General features: G+C 70.4%; 27 protein-coding genes and 1 pseudogene. 16 read left to right on the top strand and 12 right to left on the bottom strand.

Annotated features, from left to right (window positions below; all coding sequences use genetic code 11):
- Positions 1 to 57: 57 nt before the first annotated feature.
- The 8 genes from JOM49_RS15290 (at position 58) to JOM49_RS15260 (ending at position 7131) form a co-directional block, all read left to right on the top strand.
- Positions 58 to 1746, top strand: coding sequence for a nitrite/sulfite reductase (locus tag JOM49_RS15290; RefSeq protein WP_209664940.1), 1689 nt, complete (start codon positions 58 to 60; stop codon positions 1744 to 1746).
- Complete coding sequence (locus tag JOM49_RS42955; RefSeq protein WP_282769370.1) at positions 1743 to 1895, top strand: Insertion element protein; 153 nt, start codon at positions 1743 to 1745, stop codon at positions 1893 to 1895. Before JOM49_RS15290 ends, JOM49_RS42955 begins: the two co-directional genes overlap by 4 nt.
- Positions 1892 to 2587, top strand: coding sequence for a phosphoadenylyl-sulfate reductase (locus JOM49_RS15285; RefSeq protein ID WP_209664939.1), 696 nt, complete (start codon positions 1892 to 1894; stop codon positions 2585 to 2587). Before JOM49_RS42955 ends, JOM49_RS15285 begins: the two co-directional genes overlap by 4 nt.
- An 11-nt stretch (positions 2588 to 2598) precedes the next feature.
- Entirely contained in the window at positions 2599 to 3519 is a 921-nt protein-coding gene (gene cysD / locus JOM49_RS15280; protein WP_209664938.1) for a sulfate adenylyltransferase subunit CysD, read from the top strand.
- Positions 3519 to 4781, top strand: coding sequence for a sulfate adenylyltransferase subunit 1 (locus JOM49_RS15275; RefSeq protein ID WP_209664937.1), 1263 nt, complete (start codon positions 3519 to 3521; stop codon positions 4779 to 4781). The genes cysD and JOM49_RS15275 overlap by 1 nt, the downstream gene beginning before the upstream one ends.
- Positions 4778 to 5509, top strand: coding sequence for a sirohydrochlorin chelatase (locus tag JOM49_RS15270; RefSeq protein WP_209664936.1), 732 nt, complete (start codon positions 4778 to 4780; stop codon positions 5507 to 5509). The genes JOM49_RS15275 and JOM49_RS15270 overlap by 4 nt, the downstream gene beginning before the upstream one ends.
- Positions 5510 to 5671: 162 nt before the next feature.
- On the top strand, positions 5672 to 6301 hold the full coding sequence (locus JOM49_RS15265) for a cyclase (protein WP_209664935.1): 630 nt from the start codon (positions 5672 to 5674) through the stop codon (positions 6299 to 6301).
- Positions 6302 to 6357: 56 nt separating this feature from the next.
- Positions 6358 to 7131, top strand: a complete 774-nt coding sequence (locus JOM49_RS15260) for an enoyl-CoA hydratase-related protein (protein ID WP_209664934.1) — start codon at positions 6358 to 6360, stop codon at positions 7129 to 7131.
- Positions 7132 to 7657: 526 nt separating this feature from the next.
- On the opposite strand, the gene JOM49_RS15255 is transcribed toward JOM49_RS15260, so the two are convergent.
- The 3 genes from JOM49_RS15255 to JOM49_RS15245 are packed head-to-tail and all read right to left on the bottom strand — an operon-like array spanning position 7658 to position 8610.
- A complete protein-coding gene (locus JOM49_RS15255) occupies positions 7658 to 8032 on the bottom strand; it encodes a barstar family protein (protein WP_209664933.1) in 375 nt (124 codons plus the stop codon).
- Positions 8029 to 8421, bottom strand: a complete 393-nt coding sequence (locus JOM49_RS15250; RefSeq protein WP_209664932.1) for a guanyl-specific ribonuclease — start codon at positions 8419 to 8421, stop codon at positions 8029 to 8031. The genes JOM49_RS15255 and JOM49_RS15250 overlap by 4 nt, the downstream gene beginning before the upstream one ends.
- 9 nt (positions 8422 to 8430) lie before the next feature.
- The gene (locus JOM49_RS15245) at positions 8431 to 8610 is read right to left on the bottom strand and encodes a hypothetical protein (RefSeq protein ID WP_209664931.1); all 180 of its coding nucleotides are present in this window, start codon (positions 8608 to 8610) and stop codon (positions 8431 to 8433) included.
- Between the two features lie 57 nt (positions 8611 to 8667).
- Here JOM49_RS15245 and JOM49_RS15240 point away from each other — a divergent pair, with 57 nt between their 5' ends.
- The 3 genes from JOM49_RS15240 (at position 8668) to JOM49_RS15230 (ending at position 12326) form a co-directional block, all read left to right on the top strand.
- A complete protein-coding gene (locus JOM49_RS15240) occupies positions 8668 to 9633 on the top strand; it encodes a zinc-binding dehydrogenase (protein WP_209664930.1) in 966 nt (321 codons plus the stop codon).
- A gap of 109 nt (positions 9634 to 9742) precedes the next feature.
- Entirely contained in the window at positions 9743 to 10756 is a 1014-nt protein-coding gene (locus JOM49_RS15235; RefSeq protein WP_209664929.1) for an alpha/beta fold hydrolase, read from the top strand.
- A 118-nt stretch (positions 10757 to 10874) separates the two neighbouring features.
- Positions 10875 to 12326, top strand: a complete 1452-nt coding sequence (locus JOM49_RS15230; protein ID WP_209664928.1) for an amino acid permease — start codon at positions 10875 to 10877, stop codon at positions 12324 to 12326.
- A gap of 1 nt (position 12327) precedes the next feature.
- Here the strand turns inward: JOM49_RS15230 and JOM49_RS15225 are convergent, their stop codons facing one another.
- A complete protein-coding gene (locus JOM49_RS15225; protein ID WP_209664927.1) occupies positions 12328 to 13389 on the bottom strand; it encodes a nitronate monooxygenase in 1062 nt (353 codons plus the stop codon).
- A gap of 65 nt (positions 13390 to 13454) precedes the next feature.
- Here JOM49_RS15225 and JOM49_RS15220 point away from each other — a divergent pair, with 65 nt between their 5' ends.
- Both JOM49_RS15220 and JOM49_RS15215 read left to right on the top strand, forming a co-directional pair.
- Positions 13455 to 14258, top strand: a complete 804-nt coding sequence (locus tag JOM49_RS15220; protein ID WP_209664926.1) for a MerR family transcriptional regulator — start codon at positions 13455 to 13457, stop codon at positions 14256 to 14258.
- 118 nt (positions 14259 to 14376) lie between these two features.
- Positions 14377 to 16140, top strand: coding sequence for a beta-N-acetylhexosaminidase (locus tag JOM49_RS15215; protein ID WP_209664925.1), 1764 nt, complete (start codon positions 14377 to 14379; stop codon positions 16138 to 16140).
- A gap of 13 nt (positions 16141 to 16153) precedes the next feature.
- Here the strand turns inward: JOM49_RS15215 and JOM49_RS15210 are convergent, their stop codons facing one another.
- Entirely contained in the window at positions 16154 to 17419 is a 1266-nt protein-coding gene (locus JOM49_RS15210; RefSeq protein ID WP_209664924.1) for an amidase, read from the bottom strand.
- Between the two features lie 4 nt (positions 17420 to 17423).
- Positions 17424 to 19316 (bottom strand): translation elongation factor 4, encoded by a 1893-nt coding sequence (gene lepA / locus JOM49_RS15205; RefSeq protein ID WP_209664923.1) that lies wholly within the window; start codon positions 19314 to 19316, stop codon positions 17424 to 17426.
- Positions 19317 to 19409: 93 nt separating this feature from the next.
- Here lepA and JOM49_RS15200 point away from each other — a divergent pair, with 93 nt between their 5' ends.
- Positions 19410 to 20000, top strand: a complete 591-nt coding sequence (locus tag JOM49_RS15200; protein WP_209664922.1) for a class I SAM-dependent methyltransferase — start codon at positions 19410 to 19412, stop codon at positions 19998 to 20000.
- Here the strand turns inward: JOM49_RS15200 and JOM49_RS15195 are convergent.
- From JOM49_RS15195 to JOM49_RS15170, 6 genes are read right to left on the bottom strand one after another with little or no spacing between them, the layout of a single operon-like run.
- Complete coding sequence (locus tag JOM49_RS15195; protein WP_209664921.1) at positions 19997 to 21016, bottom strand: hypothetical protein; 1020 nt, start codon at positions 21014 to 21016, stop codon at positions 19997 to 19999. The genes JOM49_RS15200 and JOM49_RS15195 overlap by 4 nt on opposite strands.
- On the bottom strand, positions 21016 to 21327 hold the full coding sequence (locus tag JOM49_RS15190; protein ID WP_209664920.1) for a type VII secretion target: 312 nt from the start codon (positions 21325 to 21327) through the stop codon (positions 21016 to 21018). Before JOM49_RS15190 ends, JOM49_RS15195 begins: the two co-directional genes overlap by 1 nt.
- Positions 21327 to 21809 carry a YbaB/EbfC family nucleoid-associated protein gene (locus JOM49_RS15185; protein ID WP_308158747.1) on the bottom strand — a complete coding sequence of 161 codons (483 nt, stop codon included), beginning with the start codon at positions 21807 to 21809 and terminating at the stop codon, positions 21327 to 21329. Before JOM49_RS15185 ends, JOM49_RS15190 begins: the two co-directional genes overlap by 1 nt.
- Before the next feature lie 22 nt (positions 21810 to 21831).
- Complete coding sequence (locus JOM49_RS15180) at positions 21832 to 22914, bottom strand: DUF6346 domain-containing protein (RefSeq protein WP_209664919.1); 1083 nt, start codon at positions 22912 to 22914, stop codon at positions 21832 to 21834.
- A gap of 14 nt (positions 22915 to 22928) precedes the next feature.
- The gene (locus JOM49_RS15175) at positions 22929 to 23318 is read right to left on the bottom strand and encodes a VOC family protein (protein ID WP_209664918.1); all 390 of its coding nucleotides are present in this window, start codon (positions 23316 to 23318) and stop codon (positions 22929 to 22931) included.
- Between the two features lie 22 nt (positions 23319 to 23340).
- On the bottom strand, positions 23341 to 24201 hold the full coding sequence (locus tag JOM49_RS15170; protein ID WP_209664917.1) for an EamA family transporter: 861 nt from the start codon (positions 24199 to 24201) through the stop codon (positions 23341 to 23343).
- A 161-nt stretch (positions 24202 to 24362) separates the two neighbouring features.
- On the opposite strand from JOM49_RS15170, the gene rpsT reads away from it, so the two are divergent.
- Positions 24363 to 24623 (top strand): 30S ribosomal protein S20, encoded by a 261-nt coding sequence (rpsT, locus tag JOM49_RS15165; protein WP_209664916.1) that lies wholly within the window; start codon positions 24363 to 24365, stop codon positions 24621 to 24623.
- 84 nt (positions 24624 to 24707) lie between these two features.
- Positions 24708 to 26114 (top strand): annotated as a pseudogene (gene sthA, locus JOM49_RS15160) (Si-specific NAD(P)(+) transhydrogenase); the annotation flags it as partial.
- Between the last annotated feature and the right edge of the window lie 2 nt (positions 26115 to 26116).

Raw genomic sequence — 26116 nt, 5'->3', positions numbered from 1 at the left:
ACGGCCAGACCAGGGCGTTCACGGTGCGCAGGCGCCAGAAGATCCCCCGGAGGACCGATGGCCTCGCCTGCTCGCCCGAGCACGTCCCGCCCCGCACGCGCCAAGCAGCGGCGCGGGGAGGGGCAGTGGGCTCTCGGCTACCGTGAGCCGCTCAACCCGAACGAGCGCTCCAAGAAGGACGACAACCCGCTCAACGTGCGGGCCCGGATCGAGAACATCTACGCGCACGGCGGCTTCGACTCGATCGACCCCGCCGACCTGCGCGGCCGGTTCCGCTGGTTCGGCCTCTACACCCAGCGCAAGCCGGGCATCGACGGCGGCCGCACCGCCACGCTCGAGCCCGAAGAGCTGGACGACCGCTACTTCATGCTGCGGGTCCGCCTCGACGGCGGCGCGCTGACCCTGAACCAGCTGCGCGTCCTCGGTGAGATTTCGCAGCGTTACGCACGCGACACCGCCGACATCACCGACCGGCAGAACATCCAGTACCACTGGATCCAGGTCGAGGACATGCCCGCGATCTGGAAGCTGCTCGAGGACGCGGGCATGACCACGATGGAGGCCTGCGGCGACAGCCCGCGCGTCATCCTCGGCTCCCCGGTGGCCGGCATCTCGGCCGACGAGGTCATCGACGGCACGCCCGCGATCGACGAGATCAAGCGCCGCTACATCGGCGATCCCCGGTACTCCAACCTGCCGCGCAAGTTCAAGACGGCCATCTCCGGCCAGGCCGACGTGGCGCACGAGATCCACGACGTCGCCTTCGTCGGCGTCGAGCACCCGGAGCACGGACCGGGCTTCGACCTGTGGGTCGGCGGCGGGCTGTCCACCAACCCGATGATCGGCGTGCGCCTGGGCGCCTGGGTGCCGCTGGACGAGGTGCCCGACGTCTGGGAAGGCGTGATCAGCGTCTTCCGCGACTACGGCTACCGCCGCCTGCGCTCCCGCGCGCGGATCAAGTTCCTGGTCAAGGACTGGGGCGCGGAGAAGTTCCGCCAGGTGCTGCAGGACGAGTACCTCAAGCGCGAACTGATCGACGGCCCGGCGCCCGAGGTGCCCAAGACGCAGATCGACCACGTCGGCGTGCACCAGCAGGTCGACGGCAAGCGCTACGTCGGCTTCGCGCCGATCGCCGGCCGGGTGTCCGGCACCACGCTGCTCGCCGTGGCCGACGCCGTGGAGCAGGCCGGTTCGGACCGCGTCCGGCTCACCCCGCAGCAGAAGCTCGTGGTGCTCGACGTGCCCGAGGAAAAGGTCGCCGAGCTGCAGGTGGCGGTCTCGAAGCTCGGCCTGGACAGCGAGCCGTCGCCGTGGCGGCGGGGCGTGATGGCCTGCACCGGGCTGGAGTTCTGCAAGCTGGCCATCGTCGAGACCAAGGCCCGCGCGCACGACCTGGTCGGCGACCTGGAGAAGCGACTGTCCGACATCGGCCTCGACGAGCCGCTGACCGTGCACCTCAACGGCTGCCCGAACTCGTGCGCCCGCATCCAGACCGCCGACATCGGGCTCAAGGGCCAGATCGTCACCGACAACGACGGCAGCCAGGTCGAGGGCTTCCAGGTCCACCTGGGCGGCGGGCTCGGGCTGGACGCCGGCTTCGGCCGGAAACTGCGCGGGCACAAGGTGACCAGTACGGAACTGACCGATTACGTGGAGCGCGTGGTCCGCAATTTCGCCGACCAGCGTGAAGCGGGCGAACGGTTCCCGCAATGGGTGGCGCGCGCCGAGGAAAGCGATCTCCAGTGACCGAGCGTGCCACGCCGTTCCACTGCCCCTACTGCGGTGACGAGGATCTCCGTCCGGAAGAGAACGGGGCGTGGCTCTGTTCGAGTTGCCGACGGGTCTTCTCGGTGAAATTCCTCGGATTGTCCTTCCCGGAGGTGGCGAAGAAATGACCGCGACAGCCGACTACCGCACCCTCGCCGAACGCGCTTCGGCCGAACTCGCCGACGCCACCGCGGCCGAGGCGCTGGACTGGACCGTGCGCACCTTCGGCGACGACTTCATCGTCGCGTCGAACATGCAGGACGCCGTGCTGATCGAGCTGGCGACGCAGGCCAAGTCCGATGTGGACATTCTTTTTCTGCAGACCGGGTACCACTTCGCCGAGACCATCGGCACCAGGGACGCGGTCGAGGCGGTGTACCCGCACGTGCGGATCGTCAACGCCGAAGCCGAACAGAGCGTGGCCGAGCAGGACGCCCAGTACGGCCCCCGGCTGCACGAACGCGACCCCGGGCAATGCTGCCACCTGCGCAAGGTGGTGCCGCTGCGCAACACGCTGGCGAAGTACTCGGCGTGGGTCACCGGCGTGCGCCGGGTGGACGCGCCGACCAGGGCGAACACCCCGATCGTCGGCTGGGACGAGCGCAACGGCCTGGTCAAGGTCAACCCGCTGGCCGCGTGGACCGACGAGGAGTTCAACGACTACCTGCACGAGCACGGCATCCTGCAGAACCCGCTGGTGGAAGCGGGTTATCCGTCGATCGGCTGCGCGCCCTGCACGGCGAAGGTAGCGCCGGGCGCCGACCCCCGCAGCGGCCGCTGGGCGGGCCAGGCCAAGACCGAGTGCGGCTTGCACGGCTGAAAGGGAACGACGTGACGACGCTCGAGCCAGCGACCGACGCGGCCCAGGACAACCTGGCCGCGCTCGAATCCGAAGCCATCCACATCTTCCGGGAGGTGGCCGGGGAGTTCGACCGCCCGGTGATCCTGTTTTCCGGCGGCAAGGACTCCACCCTGCTGCTGCACCTGGCGATCAAGGCGTTCTGGCCGGCCCCGGTGCCGTTCCCGCTGCTGCACGTGGACACCGGGCACAACTTCGACGAGGTCATCGCCTTCCGCGACGAGGTGGTGCGCCGGCACGGGCTGCGCCTCGTGGTGGCGAACGTGCAGGACTGGATCGACGACGGCAGGCTGGTCGAACGCCCCGACGGCACCCGCAACCCGCTGCAGACCCAGCCGTTGCTGGACACCATCTCCGAGCACAGGTTCGACGCCGTCTTCGGCGGCGGCAGGCGCGACGAGGAACGCGCCCGCGCCAAGGAGCGGATCTTCAGCCTGCGCAACTCCTTCGGCCAGTGGGAGCCGCGGCGGCAGCGGCCCGAGCTGTGGAACCTCTACAACGGCAGGCACCGCCCCGGCGAACAGGTGCGCGTGTTCCCGCTGTCCAACTGGACCGAGGCGGACGTCTGGCACTACATCGCCAGGGAAGGCGTCGACCTGCCGTCGATCTACTACGCGCACCAGCGCAAGGTCTACGAGCGCGACGGCATGCTGCTCACCGAAGGCCCGTGGGGCGGCCCGCGCGCCGGCGAGGACGTGCGCGAGCTGACCGTGCGCTACCGCACCGTCGGCGACGGCTCGTGCACCGGCGCCATCGAGTCCTCGGCGTCCACTGTGGACGAGGTGATCGCCGAGGTGCTGGCCAGCAGGCTCACCGAGCGCGGCGCCACCAGGGCCGACGACCGGTTGTCCGAGGCGGCCATGGAAGACCGCAAGCGAGAGGGTTACTTCTGATGTCGAGTCTGCTGAGACTGGCCACCGCGGGCAGTGTCGACGACGGCAAGTCCACCCTGGTGGGCCGCCTGCTCTACGACACCAAGTCCGTGCTCGCCGACCAGCTCGACGCGGTGACCAGGGCCAGCGTCGACCGCGGACTGTCCACACCGGACCTTTCGCTGCTGGTGGACGGGCTGCGCTCGGAACGCGAGCAGGGCATCACCATCGACGTGGCCTACCGCTACTTCGCCACCCCGCGGCGCAGCTTCGTGCTCGCCGACACCCCGGGGCACGTGCAGTACACCCGCAACACGGTCACCGGCGCGTCCACCGCGCAACTGGCCGTGCTGCTGGTCGACGCGCGCAACGGCGTGGTCGAGCAGACCCGCCGCCACGCCGCGGTGCTCGCCCTGCTGGGCGTGCCCCGGCTGGTGCTCGCGGTGAACAAGATCGACTTGGTGGACTACGACGAAGCCACCTTCGCGGTGATCGCCAACGAGTTCGCCACGCACGCCACTTCGCTCGGGTACGCCGAGGGCGAGGTGCTCTCGATCCCGGTTTCCGCGCTGCAGGGCGACAACGTGGCGGTCAAGTCCGAGCGCACCCCGTGGTACGCCGGGCCGACGCTGCTGGAACACCTGGAAGAGGTGCCGGTGGCACCGGACCCGCACGACGCGGCGTTCCGCTTCCCGGTGCAGTACGTGATCCGGCCGCGCACGCCCGAGTACCCCGACTACCGGGGCTACGCCGGGCAGATCGCGTCGGGCAGCGTGCGCCCCGGTGACGAGGTCGTGGTGCTGCCGCACGGGTTGCGCAGCCGGGTCGCGGCCATCGACACCGCGGACGGGCCACTGGCGGAGGCGGGTTCCGGCACTTCGGTGACCTTGTTGCTGGAGGACGACCTGGACATCTCGCGGGGTGACCTGATCGCCATCGCCGACCGGCCGCCGCGGGTGACCGACGAACTGACCGCGGTGCTGTGCTGGCTGTCCGGCAAGCCGCTCTCGCCCGGCGCCAGGGTGCTGGTCAAGCACGGCACGCGGACCGTGCAGGCGCTGGTCGACGAGATCGGCTCGCGCTTCGACGAGCAGACGCTGACCACTGTGGACAGTCCGGGCACGCTGGCGCTCAACGACATCGGCACGGTGTCGCTGCGCCTGGCGGAGGAGCTGCCGGTGGACGACTACGGCGACAGCCCGCGCACCGGCGCGTTCCTGGTGATCGACCCGAAGGACGGCGACACGCTCGCCGCCGGGCTGATCGGCGAGCGGTTCGCGTGAGGCCGCTGGTCGTCGTCGCGCACGGGAGCCGCGACCCGCGGTCCGCAGCCACCGTGCGCGGGCTGGTCGACCGCGTGCGCTCGCTCGCTCCGGGGCTGGACGTGCGGGTCGCGTTCCTGGACCTGTCCGATCCGCCGGTGCCCGAGGTCCTGGTGCGACTGCACCACGAGGGACATCGTGAGGTCGTGGTGGCGCCCCTGCTGCTGGGCAGCGCCTACCACGCGCGGGTCGACCTGCCCGCCCTCGTCCGCGAGGTGACCAGCCGGCTGCCCCGGCTGGACGTGCTCATCGCGGACGTCCTCGGCGTCGCGCCCACGCTCGAAGCGGTCGCGCTGGATCGCCTGCGCGAGACCGGTGCCGACCTGGCCGACCCGCAACTGGGCATCGTGCTGGCCGCCGTCGGCTCCTCGAACGCGGCCGCGAACGCCGCCGTCACCGGGCTCGCCGAACGCTGGCACCAGCGGCACGGCCTGCTCGTCACCCCCGCCTTCGCCAGCGCGACCCAGCCCGACGTGCCCGCCGCGATGGCCAAGCTGCGCGCGCACGGGGCCCGACGGCTCGCCGTCGCGTCGTGGTTCCTGGCGCCGGGGCTGCTGCCGGACCGGATCGCCGCGCTCGCCGGGCCGGAGGTGCCGATGGCCGCCCCTCTCGGCACCGATCGCCGCGTCGCCGAGCTGGTGCTGACGCGGTACGCCGAGGTGCGATCTTCGCAGGTCATCCCGGCCTGATCGGCGCAGCCGCTGCTCTTTTCGGCTGGCTTCGTTCCCAGTAGCCGTCACCACCCGCTTATGGGAACGGTGGCTTCTTGACGCGCTATTTAACTGGCCGGTAACTATCTAAACACCGGCCGGCAACTTCCCCGATCACCAGCACCCCCGAAGGTGGAGACGATGAAGTCTGCCCTGCGCAAAACCCTGGCCACCGCCGCCATCGCCGTCGTGCCGCTGTGCGCGACGGCCACCCCGGCCTCGGCGGCCAGCCACGACGTGGTCCTCGACTGCCAGGCGAACGCGCCGATTGTCGGGCCGCAGCAGGCCACGCTGAACCAGACCGCGGACGTGACCGCGCCGGAGACCGTGGCCCCCGGCGGCGCGCTCACCGTGGTCGTCGACCCGGCGCCGAACACCGTGCCCGCCGACGTCGCCGGGTACAAGATCAAGCACATCAAGAACTTCGCGCTGAAGATCCCGATCCCGGCCAACTCGACCTTCGTCGACGCGTCCCTGTCCGGTGGTTCCGGCCTGGGCTCCACGCCGCCGAAGCTGACCGTGGCCAACGGTGTCGCCACGCTCAGCTTCCCCGGCCCGCTGGCCGGTGGCGCGGCGTTCGAACTGCCCACGGTGACGGCGAACCTGACCGCGGGCCCGTCGGGCACGATCGAGACCAAGCTCGGCGGCACCAGCTACGCCGACCCGGGCCTGACCTTCGACACGGTGGTCACGCAGATCTTCGACATCACCGCGCCGACGGCCTGCTTCCCGAACCCCAGCCCGGTGTTCACCACCACCACGATCGGCTAGGTGCGCGCCTGCCGGGAGCGGTCTCGCTCCCGGCAGCCGTGTGCGAAGGTGGGGCCATGGCTGAAGAACTGGTGCACTACGCGGTGGCGGGCGGGACCGCCACGATCACCCTGGACTCACCGCACAACCGCAACGCGCTGTCCGCGCAGCTGCGCGCCGAGCTGAGCGCGGGCCTGACCCGCGCCCGCGACGACGACGCGGTGCGGGTGATCGTGCTCGACCACACCGGGCCGGTGTTCTGCGCGGGCATGGACCTCAAGGAAGCCAGGGGCGCCGGGGCGGGCGACCAGGGTGTGAACGAGTTCCCCCGGATCCTCGAGCAACTGTGGACCAGCCCGAAGCCGGTGGTCGCGAAACTGGCGGGCCCGGCCAGGGCGGGCGGCATCGGCATGGTGGCCGCGGCGGACATCGCCGTGGCGGTGAAGGACGCGACCTTCGCCTTCAGCGAGGTGCGCATCGGCGTGGTGCCCGCGGTGATCTCGCTCACCGTCCTCCCGCGACTGAACGCCCGCGCCGCCCACGAACTCTTCCTCACCGGCGACAAGTTCGACGCCGCACGGGCGGTTTCCATCGGCCTGCTGAACGCCGCCGTGGACCCCGCCGACCTGGACTCCACCGTGGACGGTTACGTCCGGGCCCTCGCCCTGGGCGGCCCGCGCGCACTGGCGGCCACCAAGGAACTACTCAGCCGCCCCCGCCCCGCCACCCCCGCCGACGGCTTCGCCGAGATGACCGCGCTGTCCACGGGTTTCTTCGCCAGCGAAGAGGGCCAAGAAGGCATCACCGCCTTCGCCCAGAAACGCCCCCCTTCCTGGGTCCCCACCACGTAGCCGCGCATGTCACGAATGTGGCTTTCGAGACGTCCAACGTCCCGAAAGCCACATTCGTGACACCGCCCCCCGCCAAGGGGGCAGCCAATGTGGAACTCGGCCGCACCCACCCCATCCCGGGCGAGTCCCACACTCAGGAAGCCGAGTTCCACACTCAAGCAGCCGAACCCCACACTCGCCGCACCCGACCGGACACAAATGTGGCTTTCGGGGCGAATTCGGCCCCCAAAGCCACATTCGTGACACCGGCCCACCGAGGGATGCCAACGGGGCGCCCAAGGTCACCAAAGTGCCGTGAATGTGGCTTTCACGGCGGAATGCGCCGTGAAAGCCACATTCACGGCACCCCACCCCACCACCAGAACCGCCGCCCGGGTACCCCACGGGAGCAGCCGCCCAGACCCCCCTCCTCACCCCGGTCCCCAGCCAAAAACACGGCGAAGGCCGCTATGTCAAGGCATCTTTCCCGCCTTGACATAGCGGCCTTCGCCGTAGTCACACTAAAAAACCGGGGTGGCCAAAAACCTCACGACTCAGGCAACTGAACCGTCAGACTCCGCGAATCCCGCCGCCCCCCATTCGGCGTCAGAGCCCGCTGCGCATCCGACAGCACCCCCCGAATCGCCAAGTACGCCTTCGGGTCCGCCGTCTTGAACGCCTCCGAGCCCGCCCAGATCAGGACGTGCTCCCCCACCGGCAGCCACGACAGGTCCGTCAGGCAGTCGTACAGCGCGTCCAGGTTCCGGCCGAACCAGTCCGGGAAGTCCAGCGCCGCCGCGATGGCGTCCATCGCCGCGGCCTTGGTCACCGGCGCGGGGCCGGGTAGTACGTGGGCGTAGGCACCGCGGGCGCGGGCGCGCTCCGCCAGTGCTCGCGCATCCGGTTGTTCCACGGCGCTCACCTGCTCGGGTCCACGATGACGAACGAAGCGTAATGGTCCCCGGTGTAGTACAGCTCGCGCGCCGCGCCGGTGATCAGTCGCCTCGCCCCGCGATCTTCGCTGCCCGGCGTCTTCACCGTGTACTCGCGGTAGTACCCGGGGTCACGCGCGGGCAGCAGCCGTTCGCGGTTCTGGAATTCGGCCCCGTCGTTGCGGGGGTACGGGAACGGGCCGTTCGAGCCGATCAGCTTCCAGGTCTCCGAAGCTTCCGGCGGCAGCGACGACAACGAAGACGTCGGCAGCCCGGACTCACCCGAGCCGTCCGCGACGAGGTCCTTGACCAGCCAGCCGCCGACCACGAGCACGAGCAGGCCGATCAACGCGGCGGTGATCCGCCTCCGGTTGAACATGCCCGAAGACTACGACCGGCCAGAGGACAGCCAGCGCGAGACCCGGTCGACCAGCCGGTCGATCAGCCACGCCAGCCCGGCGCACAACGGCAGCAACACGGCCATGACCAGGATGAACTGCACCGGGAACCAGAGCTGCGCGAGCCACAGCTCCACCGAGTCCCACCAGTCCGACAGTCCCTCCAGCACGTGTCGAAGACTACTCTCCGATGGCTCCGCCACGCCCGCGCCGGTAGGTTCCGGGACATGTTCGCCGTATACGCGCAGGCCCCGAACCCGGAAAACCCGCTGGACTCGCTGGTCGTCGGCGAGCGCCCCGAACCCGAGGTCCCCGACGGCTGGGTCCGGGTCGCGGTCAAGGCCGCGAGCCTCAACATGCACGACCTCTGGACCCTGCGCGGGGTCGGCATCAAACCGGAGCAGTTCCCGATGATCCTCGGCTGCGACGGCGCCGGTGTGCTCGACGACGGCACCGAGGTGGTGCTGCACTCGGTCGTCAACGCCCCCGGCTGGCAGGGCGACGACACCCTCGACCCGAAGCGCACCCTGCTCACCGAGAAGCACCAGGGCACCTTCGCCGACTACGTGATCGTGCCCGCGCGCAACGCCGTGCCGAAGCCCGAGGAACTGTCCTTCACCGAGGCCGCCACCATGGGCACCGCCTGGCTGACCGCGTACCGCATGCTCTTCGTCAAGTCCGGGTTGCGCCCCGGGCAGACGATGCTGGTGCAGGGCGCGTCCGGCGGTGTGTCCACCGCGCTCATCCAGCTCGGCCGCGCGGCCGGGTTCCGCGTCTGGGTCACCGGCCGCAGCGAGGAGAAGCGCGCGCTGGCCGAGCAGCTCGGCGCGCACCAGACCTTCGAATCCGGCGCCCGGCTGCCCGAGCGCGTGGACGCGGTGTTCGAGACCGTCGGCAAGGCCACCTGGTCGCACTCGGTGAAGTCGCTGAAGCCGGGCGGCATCATCGTGGTCTCCGGTTCGACCAGTGGCCCGGACGCGCACGCGGAACTGCAGCGGGTGTTCTTCCTGCAACTGCGGATCGCCGGGTCCACCATGGGCACCCGCGACGAGCTGACCGATCTCCTCGACTACGTGCAGCTTTCCGGGATCCGCCCGCAGGTCGGCTCGGAGCTGCCGTTCGCCGAAGCGGCCACCGGTTTCCGGCAGATGCTCGACGGCGAGACGGCGGGCAAGACGGTCTTCACCGCCTGATCAGCCAGTGGTCAAGACCACCCGTCCAGCGGTAGGGGAACCCCTGACATCGGTTTGTGATCGCACGAAAGCGAGCGGAAATCGCTGAACAGTGCTTACCCTGGAGTGCATGACCGCACAGCAGCGGGAGGCACCACCGGCGACGGTGCAGGACGACTCGGTGATCCGGGTCGCCCATCGCCGCTTCGCGGGTGCCCGGACCCGGGTGCTGGAAGTCGGTCCGCAACCCGATGCCGAGACGCCTCGGCGACGGTCCGCGAGGCGTTCCGCGCGGCCGGTGGCACCGAGATTGGTGCTGCTGCACGGCTACTGCGACAGCGCCGACACCTGGCGCCCGGTACTGGAAGAACTCGCGGCCGCCGGTCACTCCGCGGTCGCGGTGGATCTGCCGGGTTTCGGTGAGGCCGACGCGTTGCGCCCCGGGGCGATGCTGCCGCAGCTGGACACGTTCCTCACCGCGCTGATCAAGGAGCAGTCCGTGCTCGGCCCGGTGGTGCTGGCCGGGAACTCGCTCGGCGGCACGATCAGCCTGCGGGCCGCGCAGAGCACGCGCCTGCCGGTGGCCGGGGTGGTGTCGATCGCCGCGCCCGGTTTCGTCGACTCCTGGCTCATCCGCACGGTGGCGCGGTTCCCGGTGCCGCTGCGGCTGTACTCCTCGCTCCCGCTGCCGGTGCCCAGCTTCGTCGTCAAGGCGATCGCCGAGCAGCTCGTGCCGCGGCTGCTCTACGCCGACGCCGCGCTCGCCGACGTCACGCAGGTCCGCCGCTTCACCGACCTGTTCCCCGACTACCGCGCCACCACCGGCCGCCTCGAGCAGGCCAGGCAGCTGGTCGAGGAACTGGCCACCGCCTACCAGCTCGACAACGTGCGCACCCCGCTGCTGGTCGTCGCCTGCGGCAAGGACAAGCTGGTCAGCGCGGCCTCCGGCAAGCAGCTGCACAGCCTCGTGCCACACAGCAGGCTCCTGGTGCGCGACGACTGGGGCCACTGCCCGCAGCTCGACGATCCGTCCGCCATCGCGGAGCTGATCACCTACTTCGCCGCGAGCGCCACCCACGCCAAGCGCGGGCGGGCCGCCGCGGGCGCCGGGCGGCCGGTCGGCACCGAAACCGCCGCCGGCTGAATCGAGTCCCCTCACCAGAGTCGCCGATCGGTACTGCGCAGCGCTCCCAGCACCGGGTACGGTGCCGCTTGGCCCGCGATCCGGGCCATCGCGACGAGCACGAACACGGGAGCGAACCATGACCGTCGGCCACACTGGTTCCGGCAACGGAATCTTCCGGCGCAAACCCATCGACCAGATCGAACCGGCGGCCGAGAGCGAGGGGCTGCAGCGCACCCTCGGCCTGCGTCAGCTGACCGCGATCGGGGTCGGCGGCATCATCGGCGCGGGGATCTTCTCCCTGGCCGGCGCGGTGGCGAACGAGACGGCGGGCCCCGCCGTGCTGATCTCGTTCCTGATCGCCGGCATCGCCAGCGCGGCGGCCGCGTTCTCCTACGCCGAGTTCGCCGGGCTCATCCCGCGCGCCGGGTCGGCCTACACCTACGGCTACGCGGTGCTCGGTGAGCTCACCGGCTGGTTCATCGGCTGGGACCTGCTGCTGGAGTACACCGCGATCGTGGCGGTGGTCGCCATCGGCATCAGCGGCTACTTCAACGACCTGCTCGGGTTCCTGAACATCTCGCTGCCGGAGTGGATGCTCGGCGCGCCGGGCACCGAAGCGGACGGCGTGGCCGCGGGGACCTACAAGGTGAACCTGTTCGCCGTGCTGCTGTGCCTGCTCATCGCGTTCATCCTGAACCAGGGCATGAAGAACGCGGCCCGGTTCGAGACGCTGCTGGTCTACCTCAAGGTCGGCATCGTGCTGCTGGTGATCGTGGTCGGCGCCTTCCACATCAACACCGACAACTACGATCCGTTCGCCCCGTTCGGCTGGGCGGGTGCCTTCACCGGGGCGGCGACGGTGTTCTTCGCGGTGTTCGGTTACGACGCGATGTCCACCGCGGCCGAGGAGTCGAAGGACTCGCAGAAGCACATGCCCAAGGCGATCATGTACTCGCTGGCCATCTCGATGGTGCTCTACGTGCTGGCCTGCCTGGTGCTGACCGGCATGGTGAACTTCAAGGACATCGACAGCGAGGCGGCCTTCTCCAGCGCGTTCGCCGGGATCGGGATGAAGTGGCTGGGCGCGATCATCGCCGCCGGTGCCATCCTCGGCATCCTGACCGTGTTGTTCACCTTCATGATGGGCGCGGCGCGGGTCGGCTACTCGATGAGCCGTGACGGCCTGCTGCCGAAGTGGTTCGCCAAGACGCACCCGGTGAAGCGGGTGCCGAGCCGGATCACCTGGGTGCTGGGCGTGGCGTCCGCGCTGATCGCCGGTTTCCTGCCGATCGCCGAGGCGGCCGAGCTGACCAACATCGGCATCCTGCTGGCGTTCGTGGTGGTCTGCATCGCGGTGATCGTGCTGCGGTACAAGCGCCCGGACCTGCCGCGTGGCTTCAAGACCCCGGGCATGCCGGTGGTGCCGATCATCGGCGTGATCTTCTCGATCTGGCTGATCACCTTCCTGCAGCCGGAAACCTGGCTGCGCTTCGCCGCCTGGTTCGGCATCGGCCTGGTGGTCTACTTCGCCTACAGCCGCCGCAACTCGGTGCTGGGCAAGGAGAACGCCAGCCGGGGCCGGGAGTAGGTCACTTCCGGTCGAACAGCCAGCTCTGCGTCCGGTGGACGGCGGCGCGGAGTTCGGTGTGCAGGGTGCCGATGATTTCGGCGGCCGGGGCAGACCTGCTCAGCGAGTAGGTCTGCCCCGCCCACAACGACAGCGCCTCGGGGTCCCCGGCCTTGGCCGCGGCCGCGCGGATCGGCTTGCTCAGGCTGTTGATCTGCGGGTACGCGGCCGGGGCCAGGTCGGAGTGCTCCAGCAGGAAGCGGTTGACCAGCCCGCGCGCGGGCCGTCCGCTGAAGGCGCGGGTGAACGCGGTCCGGCGGCCGCCTTCGGCCAGCGCCCGGCGGTAGGTCTCGTTGGTGCCCGCTTCGTCGGCCCGCAGGAAGGCCGTGCCCAGCTGGGCGGCGACCGCGCCCGCGGCGAGCACGGCGGCGATGTCGGCGCCGTGCACCAGGCCGCCGGTGGCGATCAGCGGCAGGTCCACTTCGGCCGCGACCAGCCGCAGCGCGGCGAGCAGGCCGTAGGTCTCCCCGCCCGTGGCGTCGGCTTCCTCGTCGGTGAACAACCCGCGGTGCGCGCCCGCCTCGAAACCCTGCACGCACAACGCATCCGCGCCGACCTCGGCGGCGAGCCGGGCCTCGGCCGGGCCCGTCACCGTGACCACCACCCGGCTGCCCGCCGCGTGCAGCCGCTCGACGTCGGCCGCCGACGGCCTGCCGAAGGTGAACGAAACCAGCGGGATCCGCTGCGCCACCACGAGGTCCAGCTTCGCCGCGTAGTGGTCGTCGTTCCAGTCCGGGACTCCGGGCTCCACGCCGTACCGCTGTGCCTCGGCGAGCAGCCGCAGTTGGTAGCTCGCGAGGTCGTGGCCGCTGCGCTCACCCGGCACGAACAGGTTGACGCCGAACGGGGCGTCGGTGAGCTCCCGCGTGCGGTCGATCTGCGCGGCCAGCCCCTCCGCGGTGAGGTAACCGGCCGCGAGGAACCCCGAAGCCCCGGCCCGGTTCGCGGCGGCGATCAGTTCCGGCGTCGACGGGCCACCCGCCATCGGCGCGACCAGCACGGGCACTCGCAGTTCACCGATCATGCGGCCGAGCGTACTCAGCGCGCCGCGCCTGTTCTCCCGATTGTGCGGGGGTCCACGATGAACCCGTGGAACTCATCCCGATCGGCCGCTTCGCGCAGCGCTGCCGCCTCAGTGTGAAGCGCCTGCGCCACTACGACGACCTCGGCCTGCTCACCCCGGCGAAGGTCGACGAGCACACCGGACACCGCTACTACCGGCCGGACCAGGCCCGCGACGCGCTGGCCATCTCGCTGCTGCGACGGCTGGACATGCCGCTGCCCGACATCGCGAAGGTGCTCTCCGGCGACCTGGCCGGGCCGCTGCACGCGCAGCGCGAGCGGCTGGAGACCGAGATCCAGCACCGCCGGACCCTGTTGCGGTCGACGGAGAAGCTCCTCGCCCGCGGCCTGCGGGGTCCGGAGGTCACGCTGACCGCCGTGCCCGAGCGCCGGCTGCGGGTGGTCCGCGCGAGCGCCGATCCCGACGACTTCGGCGCGTCGTTCGCAGGTTGCGTCTCGCAACTCGCCGTCGCCTTCGAGCGCGGTGGAGTGCCGTGGCGACCGCCGCTGGTGGGCCTGTACCCGCTCGACTTGGACGCCGCGCGGGTGCCGATGGCCGTCGGCATCGAAGTCGACGAAGAGACGTTCGCCGCGGAACTGCCGTCGACCGAGCCGGAACTGCTGCCCGCTGGGACCACCGCGGAGGTCAAGCACATCGGGCCCTACGAGGACCTCTCCCTGTCCTACCACGCGTTGCTGAGCTGGATCTACGAGCACGGGCACGAGCCGTCGGGCCCGGCGGTGGAGACCTACTTGACCGATCCGGCCGGGACCGCGCCGGAGGAGCTGGTCACCCGCATCGGCATCCCGGTCGGCCAGGAGCAGCGCTGACCGCGGCCTGATCGACAACCACGCCGCACCCGTTCGGCGGTAACACCGGCCCGATTTACCCCGTATTGGTCTAGACCTCTATCCCGATCCGGTGGGAGAATCCGACTACAGGAGGCCCATGGTGAAAACCGGTGGAAGATCCCGCGTACGGCTGCGGCTGGCCCGCACCCTCGCCGCACTGACCATCGCCGGCGGCTCGTTCGCCGCGCTGCAACCCGCCGCCGCGGTGGCGGCCGAACCACTGACCAGCCTGGTCCCGGTGCCCGTTTCGGTGCAGCCGGCCGCCGGGGTGACCCACACACTGGCGGCGGACGCCAAGATCTACGCGGCCTCGGCCCAGGTCGGCGACTACCTCGCCGGGGTGCTGCGCAAGTCGACCGGCTACGCGCTGCCGGTGACGACCGCACCGGCCACCCCGCCCGCCGACGGCATTTCGCTGCTGCTCTCCGGCGCGCCGGGCAGCGTCGGAGACCAGGGTTACCAGCTGACCGTGTCCGCGCAGAACGTGGTGCTGCGCGCGAACACCGCGGCCGGGTTGTTCAGCGGCGTGCAGACCCTGCGCCAGCTGTTCCCGGCGGCCATCGAGAGCCCGAGCGTGCAGCCGGGGCCGTGGACGCTGCCCGGCGCGACCATCACCGACCACCCGCGCTTCGCCTACCGCAGCGCGATGCTGGACGTGGCCAGGCACTTCCACCCGGTCGACGCGGTGAAGAAGTACATCGACCAGCTCGCCCTGTACAAGATCAACTACTTCCACCTGCACCTGGCCGACGACCAGGGCTGGCGGATCGTGATCGACAGCTGGCCGAACCTGACCACCCACGGCGGCAGCACGCAGGTCGGCGGCGGTCCCGGCGGGTTCTACACGAAGGCGCAGTACAGCGAGATCGTGGCGTACGCGGCTTCGCGGCACATCACCGTGGTCCCCGAGATCGACATGCCGGGCCACACCAACGCGGCGCTGTCCTCCTACGCCGAGCTGAACTGCAACGGGGTCGCGCCGCCGCTGCGGACCGACATCGAGGTCGGCTACAGCTCGCTGTGCATCTCGAAGGACATCACCTACAAGTTCGTCTCCGACGTCATCCGCGAGATCTCCGCGCTGACGCCCGGCCCGTACTTCCACCTCGGCGGGGACGAAGCCCACGCCACCTCGGACGCGGACTACCAGACGTTCATGTCGAAGGTGGTGCCGCTGGTGGCGCAGCACGGCAAGATCGTGCAGGGCTGGCACGACATCGCCAAGGTGGCACTGCCCGGCACCGCGGTCCCGCAGTTCTGGGGCACCACCACCGCCGACCAGGGCGTGGTGAACGCGGTGGCGCGCGGCAGCAAGGTGCTGATGTCACCGGCGAACAAGGCGTACCTGGACATGAAGTACAACTCGTCCACGCCGATCGGGCTGAGCTGGGCCGGGCTCATCGAGGTGCAGACGGCCTACGAGTGGAACCCGGGCGCCTACCTCAACGGCGTGCCGGAGTCGGCGGTGCTCGGCGTGGAGTCTCCGATGTGGACGGAGACGATCGTGACCAGCGCGCACATCGAGTACATGGCGTTCCCGCGCCTGGCCGCGCACGCCGAACTCGGCTGGTCACCGTGGTCGACGCACAACTGGAACCAGTTCCGCACGCGGCTCGGCGCCCAGGGCCCGCGCTGGACGGCGATGGGCATCAACTTCTACAAGTCCTCGCAGATCCCGTGGGACACCGGCGGCAACCCGGGCGTGTGCGCGCAGCCCGCGTGGGCGGCCGCGTCGGTCTACACCGGCGGGAACGTGGTGTCGCACAACGGCGCCAAGTGGACCGCGAAGTGGTGGACCCAGGGTGAGGAGCCCGGCACCACCGGCGAATGGGGCGTCTGGCGCGACGACGGCCCCTGCTGATCCCTGGCTCATGTCACGAATGTGGCTTTCGGGACGAAGACCGTCCCGAAAGCCACATTCGTGACATCTCCCCCTCGGCCCAGGCCGCTACCCCGAAGGCTCGCGCGTCATCGGCCGCGAGCACCTGCAGCCCGGCCGGGAGTCCACTGTGGACCGGCATCGGCAGGCTCAGCGCCGGGAACCCGCTCAGGTTCGCCGGCCGGTTGTTCCGCAGCAACGGTTCCCGCACGGACGGCTCGTCGTCCCCGATGAGCGTGGCCCGCATCGGCACGGTCGGCAGCACCACCGCGTCCACCCCGGCCAGCACCCGCCCGATGTCGGCGACGAGTTCCCGCGCCCGCTCCTGAGCCCGGACGTACCGCCACCCCGGCACCTCCGCCGCCGCCAGCAACCGGTTGCGCACATCCGGCTGGTACCGCTCGTCCAGCAGGTCCGCGTGCACGGCGAAAGCCTCGGGTCCCTGCAGATCCACCGCGGTCCGAGTGATCTCGTCCCAGTCGAAGTCGACCTCGACCAACCGCGCCCCCGCCGCTTCGAACGCCCGCAGGCACTCGTCGAAAATCGCCGCCACATCAGCATCAGCGGGCACGGAAGCCATCCCGAGCCGCGGCGGCCCGTTCAACAAAGGCAGCGAAACCCGCCCCAGCACCTCGATCGCGTACCGCGCGTCCGCCACCGAACCGGCGAACACCCCGACGTGGTCCAGCGACCGCGAAAGCGGGAACACCCCGTCCATCGGCAGCAGATCACGGCTCGGTTTCGCCCCGACCACCCCGCACAACGCCGCCGGGACCCGCATCGACCCCGCCGTGTCGGTCCCCAGCGCCAACGGCACGATCCCGGCCGCCACCGCCGCCGCGGACCCCGAACTCGAACCGCCGGTGATGCGCGCGGGGTCGTGCGGATTGCGGCACGGTCCCACGCGGTTGACCGTGCCCGTGCAGCCGTACGCGAACTCGTGGCTGTGCGTCAGCCCGACGACCACCCCGCCCGCGGCCCGCACCCGCGCCACCACCTCGGCGTCCACGGAACCCAGGCGGTCGGCGAAAACCGAGGAGCCGCAGCGGAACGGCAGCCCCGCGACCTCGATGATCTCCTTGACCAGCACCGGAATCCCGGCCAGCGGACCCTCGCGGTGAACGGCTGCCTCGCGGTCCAGGTGGACCACGGCGTTCAGCCCCGCCGCGGCATCCGCCCGCGCGAGCGCGTCTTCGAGCAACTCCGCCGGGTCGACCTCGCCGGCGCGCACCGCCCGCGCCAGCGCCTCGATCCCCGGCACGGGCTTACTTCTTGCCCTTGCCCTTGTCCGACGACGAGTCGTCAGTGGACAGTGCGGCGACGAAGGCCTCCTGCGGGACCTCCACCCGGCCGACCGTCTTCATCCGCTTCTTGCCTTCCTTCTGCTTCTCCAGCAGCTTCCGCTTCCGCGAGATGTCACCGCCGTAGCACTTGGCCAGCACGTCCTTGCGGATGGCGCGGATGGTCTCGCGGGCGATGATCCGCGAGCCGATGGCCGCCTGGATCGGCACCTCGAACTGCTGGCGCGGGATCAGCTCGCGCAGCCGCGTGGCCATCCTGTTGCCGTAGGCGTACGCGGCGTCCTTGTGCACGATCGCGGAGAACGCGTCGACCGCCTCGCCCTGCAGCATGATGTCGACCTTGACCAGGTCGGACGCCTGCTCCCCGGCCTCTTCGTAGTCGAGCGAGGCGTACCCGCGGGTGCGCGACTTCAGCGAGTCGAAGAAGTCGAAGATGATCTCCGCCAGCGGCAGGTGGTACCGCAGCTCCACCCGCTCCTCGGACAGGTAGTCCATGCCCAGCAGCTGCCCGCGCTTGCCCTGGCACAGCTCCATGATCGCGCCGATGAACTCCGACGGCGCGATCACCGTGACCTTGCTCAGCGGCTCGTGCACCTCGGCGATCTTCATCCCGGTCGGCCAGTCCGACGGGTTGGTCACCACGACCTCGCTGCCGTCCTCCAGGTAGACCTGGTAGACCACGTTCGGCGCGGTGGAGATCAGGTCGAGGCCGAACTCGCGCTCGAGCCGGTCGCGGGTGATCTCCAGGTGCAGCAGGCCGAGGAAGCCACAGCGGAAACCGAAGCCCAGCGCCACCGAGGTCTCCGGCACGTAGGTCAGCGCGGCGTCGTTGAGCTGCAGCTTCTCCAGCGCCTCGCGCAGCACCGGGTAGTCCGAGCCGTCCACCGGGTACAGGCCCGAGTAGACCATCGGCTTCGGCTCGCGGTAACCCGCCAGCGCCTTCTCGGCGCCCTTGCGCTCCGAGGTCACGGTGTCCCCGACCTTGGACTGGCGGACGTCCTTCACCCCGGTGATCAGGTAACCCACCTCGCCGACCCCGAGCCCGACGCTGACCTTGGGCTCCGGCGAGATGATGCCGACCTCGAGCAGTTCGTGGGTGGCGCCGGTGGACATCATCTTGATCCGCTGGCGCGGGGTGATCTTGCCGTCGACCACGCGGATGTAGGTGACCACGCCGCGGTAGGTGTCGTAGACCGAGTCGAAGATCATCGCGCGCGGCGGGGCGTCGGCGTCACCGACCGGCGGCGGCACCTGTCGCACGGCCTCGTCCAGCAGCTCCCGCACGCCCTGCCCGGTCTTCGCCGACACGCGCAGCACGTCGCCCGGCTCGCAGCCGATGATGTGCGCCAGCTCGGCGGCGTACTTGTCCGGCTCGGCGGCGGGCAGGTCGATCTTGTTCAGCACCGGGATGATGTGGAGGTTCTTCTCCAGCGCCAGGTACAGGTTGGCCAGGGTCTGCGCCTCGATCCCCTGCGCGGCGTCGACCAGCAGGATCGCGCCCTCGCAGGCCTCCAGCGCACGCGAGACCTCGTAGGTGAAGTCGACGTGGCCCGGGGTGTCGATCAGGTGCAGGACGTGGTCCTGGCCGTCGAGCTGCCACGGCAGGCGCACGTTCTGCGCCTTGATGGTGATGCCGCGTTCCCGTTCGATGTCCATGCGGTCGAGGTACTGCGCGCGCATCGCCCGCTCCTCGACCACGCCGGTGAGCTGCAGCATCCGGTCGGCCAGGGTGGACTTCCCGTGGTCGATGTGCGCGATGATGCAGAAGTTGCGGATCAACTCCGGCGGGGTGAAGGTGGTGTCGGCGAACGTCACAGTGACTGGTCCTCGGCGAAAGTCGGGATTCGGCTGGTCCATCGTCCCATGGAAGGTCACCGACCGGGTTGACCAGTGCTCATCTCCGGGCGATCCCCGATGCGATCGGCTGCGCTCCGTGTTGCCATCGAAGGTATGAGTACATCGTTGGAACAGGTGCTGGACCGGGCGTTCGGCCATCCGCGCGGAGTGCTCGGGCGCGTCGGCGGCTGGCTGATGGCGACGGGCAACGCCGCGACCGAGCGGCACGTGGTGGGTGTGGCGCGGCTCACCGAAGGCGAGACGGTGCTGGTCATCGGGCCGGGACCGGGGGTCGGCGTGCTCGCCGCGGCGGCCAAGGCCCGCCGGGTGATCGGTGTCGATCCGTCCGCCGAGATGCTGGAACTGTGCGCCGAACGCTGTGAAGGCACGGCCAACGTCGAACTGCACCTCGGCTCCGCCGCGGAGACCGGACTGGAGGACGCCTCGGCCGACGTGGTGATCTCGGTGAACAACGTGCAGCTGTGGCCCGACCGCGCGGCCGGCTTCGCCGAGGTGCGCCGCGTGCTCCGGCCCGGCGGCAAGCTCGTGCTTTCCGCTCACGAGAAGTGGCTTCCCGTGAGCAGGCACGAACTCGCCGCCGAGGTGACCGCAGCGGGGTTCACCGACCTGCAGACCTGGGTCTGGGAACCGCCGGGCCCGCTCGCCGCCCGCGCCGCCCAGCTACGGGCGATCCGCGTCGACTAGCTGGACCCCTTCTGGACGGTCTGCTTCGCCTGGTCGTAGTTCTCGTCCGCGTTCGCTTCTTCCTTGGCTGCCTCGTAAGCACCGACCCTGGCGAGGTTCGCCGGGCTCAGCGAGTCGGAGAACCCGTCGCGGACCCGCTTGGCCATCAGGCCGTCGGCGCTGTCGGCGACGTGCTTGAGCGCACCCGGCAGCTTGCTGGTGACCGCGTCCGTCCAGCCGTCCACCGCGCCTTCGACCTGCCGCAGCGCCTTGCCGTGGCGGCCGGCGGTCCTGCCGAGGGTCTTGGCCGTGTCGCCGAAGCGCTTGGCGAGCTTGCCCAGCGCCTGCACCGCGCCGCGGAGCTTGCTGAACTTGTTGAGGATGGTCGCCAGCTTCATCAGCAGCTTGGAGATCTTGCCCGCGATCTTGCCCGCGGTGGCCGCACCCCGCGCCACGGCCCAGCCGGTGAAGGCGGCGATCGACCCGCCGAGCGTGCACCAGCTGGTGGCCAGCGCGGCCGCTGCGGCGAGCACGATCTCGGCGACCACGTCGGCGATGATGTCGCGGATGATGCCGCGCACGGTGGCGACCAGCTGACCGGAGCCGCGCAGGCCCTCGGACACCGCGGCGGAGGCGGCGTCGAGCGACTTGATCTGCTCGACGATCTGCTGCCCGGTCTCGCGGTACTGGACCGAGCCCTGGCCTTCCCAGCCCGCGGTCTCGGCCTCGATCGCCTTGCCGTAGTCGTCGGCGATCTGGCCGACCTCCTTGCGGATCTGCTCACCCCAGACCGCGGCGATCTCGTTGATCTTGCCGGGGTCGCCCGCCAGGTCGTCGAGCGGTTCCTTGAGGAAGTCCAGGTGCTCGATCAGCCAGCCGATCCCGGCGCTGAGCAGCCCGCCCAGCGGGTTGGCGATCAGGCCGAGGGCGTCCAGGCCGAGCGCCAGCCCGTCCATCGCCCAGTCTTCCGGGTTGTTGACGTCGTTCGCCGCCTGGTAGACGGTGTCGACGATGCCCGCTCCGTCGGTGGCCCCCATCAGTCCTCCTTGAACAGTTCGAGCAGCTCCTGGACTTCCTTTTCGAAGCGCTCGTAGGCGCCACCGGCCTCTTTGATGCCTTCGCTGAAGTCGGTGAGGCCCTCACCGAGCTCGTTCAGCGCGCCGGCGGTCTCGGCGATCTGGTCGCGCACCCCGCCGCTGAAGGCCTGGCCGATGATCCCGTAGGTCTCGATGCCCAGGTCCACGCCGGCGCCGGTGGACCCGGCGCGGTTGAGCCGGTCACCGAGCTCGAGCACGGTGCCCGCGTGGGTCATCAGCTCGTCGGGCTTGGCCTTGAATCCGTCGGGCATCAGACGCTCCTCATGATCGAGCCGCCGAAGTCCTCGTCGTCCCCGTCCTCGGCGGACGCGCGGTGCGGTGGCTGTGGCGGTGGCTGCGGCTGGTCCTCGGCGCTCGGCGCGGCCGGGTCCTCGGCGATCGCCGAGTCGACCTGGTCCTTGAGGAATTCCATCGCGTCGGACTCGCCGACCAGCGGCTGCAGCGCGGCCTGCGTCTGCGCGGCGGCGTCGGCGTGCGCGGCCTGGATGGTCTGCGTGATGGCGGCGGCGAGGCGCTGATGGCCCAGCTGCACCGAGGCGGGACTGAGGGCGAGGCTTTCGAGTCTGCCTCCGGGAGCCAGTACGACGGTCACCGCGCCGTCGGGGCTGCTCGCCCTCGCACGCATGTTCTTGATCTGGTCCTGGGTTTCCTGCGCCTTGCGCTGGATCTCCCCGACGCGACGGGTGTAGTCCGCGAGCCACTGCTCGCCGCCCGCCATTCCCTCAGTTGCCACGGCTGGTCCTTCCATTCAGCGGCTACGACGTGGCGGCACCTCCCGCGGTTCCGCCCGATCCCGACCGCTCCTGGTGCTCGGCGAGCAGGCGCGCGATCCGCTGGTGCGCGGTCTCGCCCGTGCCCAGCCAGAGCGCGCCCAGGCAGGCGAACAGCACGGCGTCGCGTGCCGAAGCCAGCCAGACCGTCAGCGGCGCATCGGCGATACCGCTCGTGAAGACCCGGATGGTGCCCCACAGCGCGACCGCCAGCAAGACCAGGCCGAACCCCAGATCGGCGGCACCCCGCTTCGGCCGTTCGGGCTTCTTCCGCTGGTCACGGGCCAGGAATGCCGGGCCGTACCGGCGCACGCGCGCGGCGTCGGCCCGGACAGTCGAGTGGATCACCCAGACCAGCACCGCGAGGATCAGGCCGATGATCACCACGCCGGTGGCGGGCGGGTCGACCAGCAGCGCCCGCTCGATCTGCGGCCATGGTGAGGTGAAGGTGCCCTCGCCCCTGGGGGCGTCGTACCGCGGGATGGTGGCCAGCACGGTGTAGGCCACGGCGAACACGAACCAGCCCGCGAGCAGCTGGAGCCGGGGTATCCGGACCGCCTTCACCTCGGCCCGGCTGACCGGCCACTCCCCGCGCTTGGCCTGCTCCGCTTCGTCCGGCCGGAACACGCGGTAGACCGCGATCCCGGCACCCAGCGCGAGCACCACGACCAGGAAGCCGAGCCCGAGCACCGCGGGCAACCGCACCGCCGAGTACTTCGCCGTGTCGTTGCGGCCGAGCGTGGTTTCGGCGCGCCCGGACTCCGCGGTGTCGAGGTAGACCGGCACGTCCCGCTTGCCGGGCCGCAGCTGGCCCGCCGGGAACTCCGCGACCTCGGTTTCCCCGTCCGACCAGCGCACCTCCGCCTGGCAGGTGTAGCTGGTGCCGAAGCCGCGAAGCCCGACCGGGCCGTGTTCGGTGCAGGTCGTCGACGTGGCCGAGCCAAGCCGGTCGGCCTCGGGCGGACCGCCGTAGGTCACCCGGGCGACCGTGCTCCAGACCAGCAGGCCGAGTACCAGCGCGAGACACCAGGCGAGCGCCTTGACCAGCCGGCGCGTGGGGTTCGTCACGCGCCGAAGGTAACTCAGTCCTTCGAGTGGTCCCGGACGTCGGTGCGCAGCGGGTGCCCCGCCGGGACCTCGACCAGCACGATCCGGGTGCCGTCGGGATCGGCGATCCAGGCTTCGTCCAGGCCCCACGGCTCGCGCTTGGCCTCGCGCACCGGCTCCACCCCCTTGGCCGCCAGTTCGGCCAGCGTCGCGCGCAGGTCGCGGACCTGCAGCCAGAAGGCGATGTCCGGCGTCGGCCCGGTCTCGCCGCGGCCGACGAGTTCCAGGAAGCCACCGCCGAGGAAGAAGATGGTGCCGACCGGGATCTCCCGGTAGATCGCCAGGCCGAGGGTGTCGCGGTAGAAGGCGGTGGAGACCTCGAGGTCCTTCGGCATCAGCAGGACGCGGCTGCTCAGAACTTCCATGCCCTTCTGCCTACCTGCGGGCTCACGCCACCGCAATGGCGGCGATGCCGGCGAGCACGACACAAGAACCGAACACGCGCCGCGCCGGATCGGCTTCGCCCAGCACCAGCCAGCCGGCCAGCCCGCCGAGCACGATGCTCAGCTCACGCGCCGGTGCGACCAGGCTCACGGGCGCCAGCCGCATGGCGAACAGCACGAGCAGGTAGGCCACCGGCGAGCACACCCCGACGAGCAGCACCTCGCGCCGGTGCTCCCGCCACAACCGGCCGGTGCCGGCACCACGCAGGGCGTACGGCGCGAGCAGCGCGCTCTGGAACACGGCGCCGAGGCTGAAGTAGACCAGCGGCGGCACGGCCAGGTCGGTCACCGAATGCGCGTCCCACAGGGTGTACGCGGCGATCGCGGCACCGGTGAGCAGGCCGTAGAAGATGCCCGCGCGGCGCTGCTCCGGGTCACCGCCCCCGCCTCCGCTGCCGATCACCAGCACACCGGCCACCACGAGGAACGCGCCGAGCAGGCCGAGCCAGCCGGGGCGTTCGCCGAGCACCAGCACCGCGGCCAGCACCGACAGCAACGGCCCGCTGCCCCTGGCCAGCGGGTACACCACGGACAGGTCACCGGCCGCGTAGCCGCGTTGCAGCACGATCCCGTACGCCACGTGCAGCACGGCGGTGCCGGCGGCGGCCGACAGCCAGGTCCACTGTGGACGTGCGTCGGTGAGCAGCAGCGAGACCGCCGCGATCGGTGCGAAGAGGACCGCGGTCACCGTGTAGTAGAGGAAGACGAACCGCGCACCACCATCGGCGACGCGCTTCGCGGCGAGGTTCCACCCGGCGTGCACGACGGCGGCACCGAGCACGAGGAGCAGGGCCGTCACGTTCACCGGCGGTCAACCTAGCGCCCGGCCACGGGCCCGCTGATCAGGGGTGTTAGGCTTTTCGCTCGTTGCCGCGTGGCATTCCGCCATGGAGGAAACCCGCTGGTGCGGGGCCACTTTGTTTCGACGCGGCAGCGACCCACCAGAGGAACCCAGGGAGCGCCGGTATGGCCAACATCAAGTCGCAGATGAAGCGCATCAAGACCAACGAGAAGGCGCGTCAGCGCAACCAGGCGATCCGGTCCTCGGTGAAGACCGCGATCCGCAAGTTCCGCGAGGCGGCGGACTCCGGTGACAAGGCCAAGGCCGCCGAGGCCCAGCGCGACGCCGCTCGCAAGCTGGACAAGGCCGCCACCAAGGGCGTGGTGCACGCCAACCAGGCCGCCAACAAGAAGTCGGCGATGGCCCGGCGCGTCAACGCGCTCTGACGCTCGCTGTTCGGAGAAGCCCCCGGTGATCGAACCGGGGGCTTTTTCGTGTGTTCCGGGCGCCGATAGGGCAGGCTGTGCGGCGTGAGCGCCTATGACTACGACCTGATCGTGATCGGCTCGGGCCCCGGCGGGCAGAAGGCCGCGATCGCCGCGGCCAAGCTCGGCAAGCGCGTCGCGGTGATCGACCGCCACGACATGGTCGGCGGGGTGTGCGTCAACACCGGCACGATCCCGTCGAAAACGCTGCGTGAGGCCGTGCACTACCTGACCGGGATGAGCCAGCGCGAGCTGTACGGCGCCAGCTACCGGGTGAAGCAGGACATCACCATCACCGACCTGATGTCGCGCACGCAGCACGTGATCGGTCGCGAGGTCGAGGTGGTCCGGGCGCAACTGCTGCGCAACGGGGTGCACCTGATCAGCGGCCTCGGCCGGTTCACCGACCCGCACACCGTCGCGATCGACGGCGGCCCGCGAGGGGAGCGGACCGCGCTGACCGGCGAATACGTCGTGGTCGCCACCGGCACCCGGCCGGCGCGCCCGCCGGAGGTCGACTTCGACGAGGCGCGCGTGCTCGACTCCGACGAGATCCTGAGCATGGACCGCATCCCGACCTCGCTGGTCGTGGTGGGCGCCGGGGTGATCGGCATCGAGTACGCGTCGATGTTCGCCGCGCTCGGCTGCCGGGTGACCGTGGTCGAGCAGCGGGAGCGGATGCTGGAGTTCTGCGACCCGGAGATCGTCGAGTCGCTGAAGTTCCACCTGCGGGACCTCGCGGTGACCTTCCGCTTCGGCGAGAAGGTGGTGGACGTGGCGGTCGGCGAGCACGCCACGGTCACGTCGCTGGCCAGCGGCAAGCGCATCCCGGCCGAAGCGGTGATGTACTCGGCGGGACGGCAGGGCATGACCGACGAGCTCGGCCTGGAACACGCGGGCCTGACCGCCGACAAACGCGGACGGCTCGCCGTCGACGGCCACTACCGCACCGAGGTCCCGCACATCTACGCCGTCGGTGACGTGATCGGCTTCCCGGCGCTGGCCGCGACCTCGATGGACCAGGGCAGGCTGGCCGCCTACCACGCCTTCGGCGAACCGGCGAACGAACTGGCCGCCCTGCAGCCGATCGGCATCTACACCATCCCGGAGATCTCGTACTGCGGTGCGACCGAGGCCGAACTGACCTCCTCGTCCATCCCCTACGAAACCGGGACCGCCAGGTACCGCGAACTGGCCAGAGGCCAGATCGCCGGCGACTCGTACGGGATGCTCAAGCTGCTGGTGTCCACAGAGGACCACAAACTCCTCGGCGTGCACGTCTTCGGCACCGGGGCCACCGACCTGGTGCACATCGGCCAAGCCGTCATGGGCTGCGGCGGCACCGTCGACTACCTGGTGGACACCGTCTTCAACTACCCCACCCTGTCGGAGGCCTACAAGGTCGCCGCCCTGGACGCCACCAACAAAATCCGCGCCCTAGCCCGCTTCACCCC

The organism is Amycolatopsis magusensis, from assembly GCF_017875555.1.
Taxonomy (GTDB): domain Bacteria; phylum Actinomycetota; class Actinomycetes; order Mycobacteriales; family Pseudonocardiaceae; genus Amycolatopsis; species Amycolatopsis magusensis.
The sequence above is the reverse complement of the archived record's forward strand: the minus strand, read 5'-3'. Positions and strand labels throughout refer to the sequence as shown.

Bases quoted from the DNA above. Each gene is read 5' to 3' on its own strand.
- JOM49_RS15290 (WP_209664940.1), top strand. From the start codon at position 58: ATGGCCTCGCCTGCTCGCCCGAGCACGTCCCGCCCCGCACGCGCCAAG.
- JOM49_RS15285 (WP_209664939.1), top strand. From the start codon at position 1,892: ATGACCGCGACAGCCGACTACCGCACCCTCGCCGAACGCGCTTCGGCC.
- JOM49_RS15275 (WP_209664937.1), top strand. From the start codon at position 3,519: ATGTCGAGTCTGCTGAGACTGGCCACCGCGGGCAGTGTCGACGACGGC.
- JOM49_RS15265 (WP_209664935.1), top strand. From the start codon at position 5,672: ATGAAGTCTGCCCTGCGCAAAACCCTGGCCACCGCCGCCATCGCCGTC.
- JOM49_RS15260 (WP_209664934.1), top strand. From the start codon at position 6,358: ATGGCTGAAGAACTGGTGCACTACGCGGTGGCGGGCGGGACCGCCACG.
- JOM49_RS15250 (WP_209664932.1), bottom strand. From the start codon at position 8,421: ATGTTCAACCGGAGGCGGATCACCGCCGCGTTGATCGGCCTGCTCGTG.
- JOM49_RS15240 (WP_209664930.1), top strand. From the start codon at position 8,668: ATGTTCGCCGTATACGCGCAGGCCCCGAACCCGGAAAACCCGCTGGAC.
- JOM49_RS15235 (WP_209664929.1), top strand. From the start codon at position 9,743: ATGACCGCACAGCAGCGGGAGGCACCACCGGCGACGGTGCAGGACGAC.
- JOM49_RS15230 (WP_209664928.1), top strand. From the start codon at position 10,875: ATGACCGTCGGCCACACTGGTTCCGGCAACGGAATCTTCCGGCGCAAA.
- JOM49_RS15225 (WP_209664927.1), bottom strand. From the start codon at position 13,389: ATGATCGGTGAACTGCGAGTGCCCGTGCTGGTCGCGCCGATGGCGGGT.
- JOM49_RS15215 (WP_209664925.1), top strand. From the start codon at position 14,377: ATGGTGAAAACCGGTGGAAGATCCCGCGTACGGCTGCGGCTGGCCCGC.
- lepA (WP_209664923.1), bottom strand. From the start codon at position 19,316: ATGGACCAGCCGAATCCCGACTTTCGCCGAGGACCAGTCACTGTGACG.
- JOM49_RS15200 (WP_209664922.1), top strand. From the start codon at position 19,410: ATGAGTACATCGTTGGAACAGGTGCTGGACCGGGCGTTCGGCCATCCG.
- JOM49_RS15195 (WP_209664921.1), bottom strand. From the start codon at position 21,016: ATGGGGGCCACCGACGGAGCGGGCATCGTCGACACCGTCTACCAGGCG.
- JOM49_RS15190 (WP_209664920.1), bottom strand. From the start codon at position 21,327: ATGCCCGACGGATTCAAGGCCAAGCCCGACGAGCTGATGACCCACGCG.
- JOM49_RS15175 (WP_209664918.1), bottom strand. From the start codon at position 23,318: ATGGAAGTTCTGAGCAGCCGCGTCCTGCTGATGCCGAAGGACCTCGAG.
- rpsT (WP_209664916.1), top strand. From the start codon at position 24,363: ATGGCCAACATCAAGTCGCAGATGAAGCGCATCAAGACCAACGAGAAG.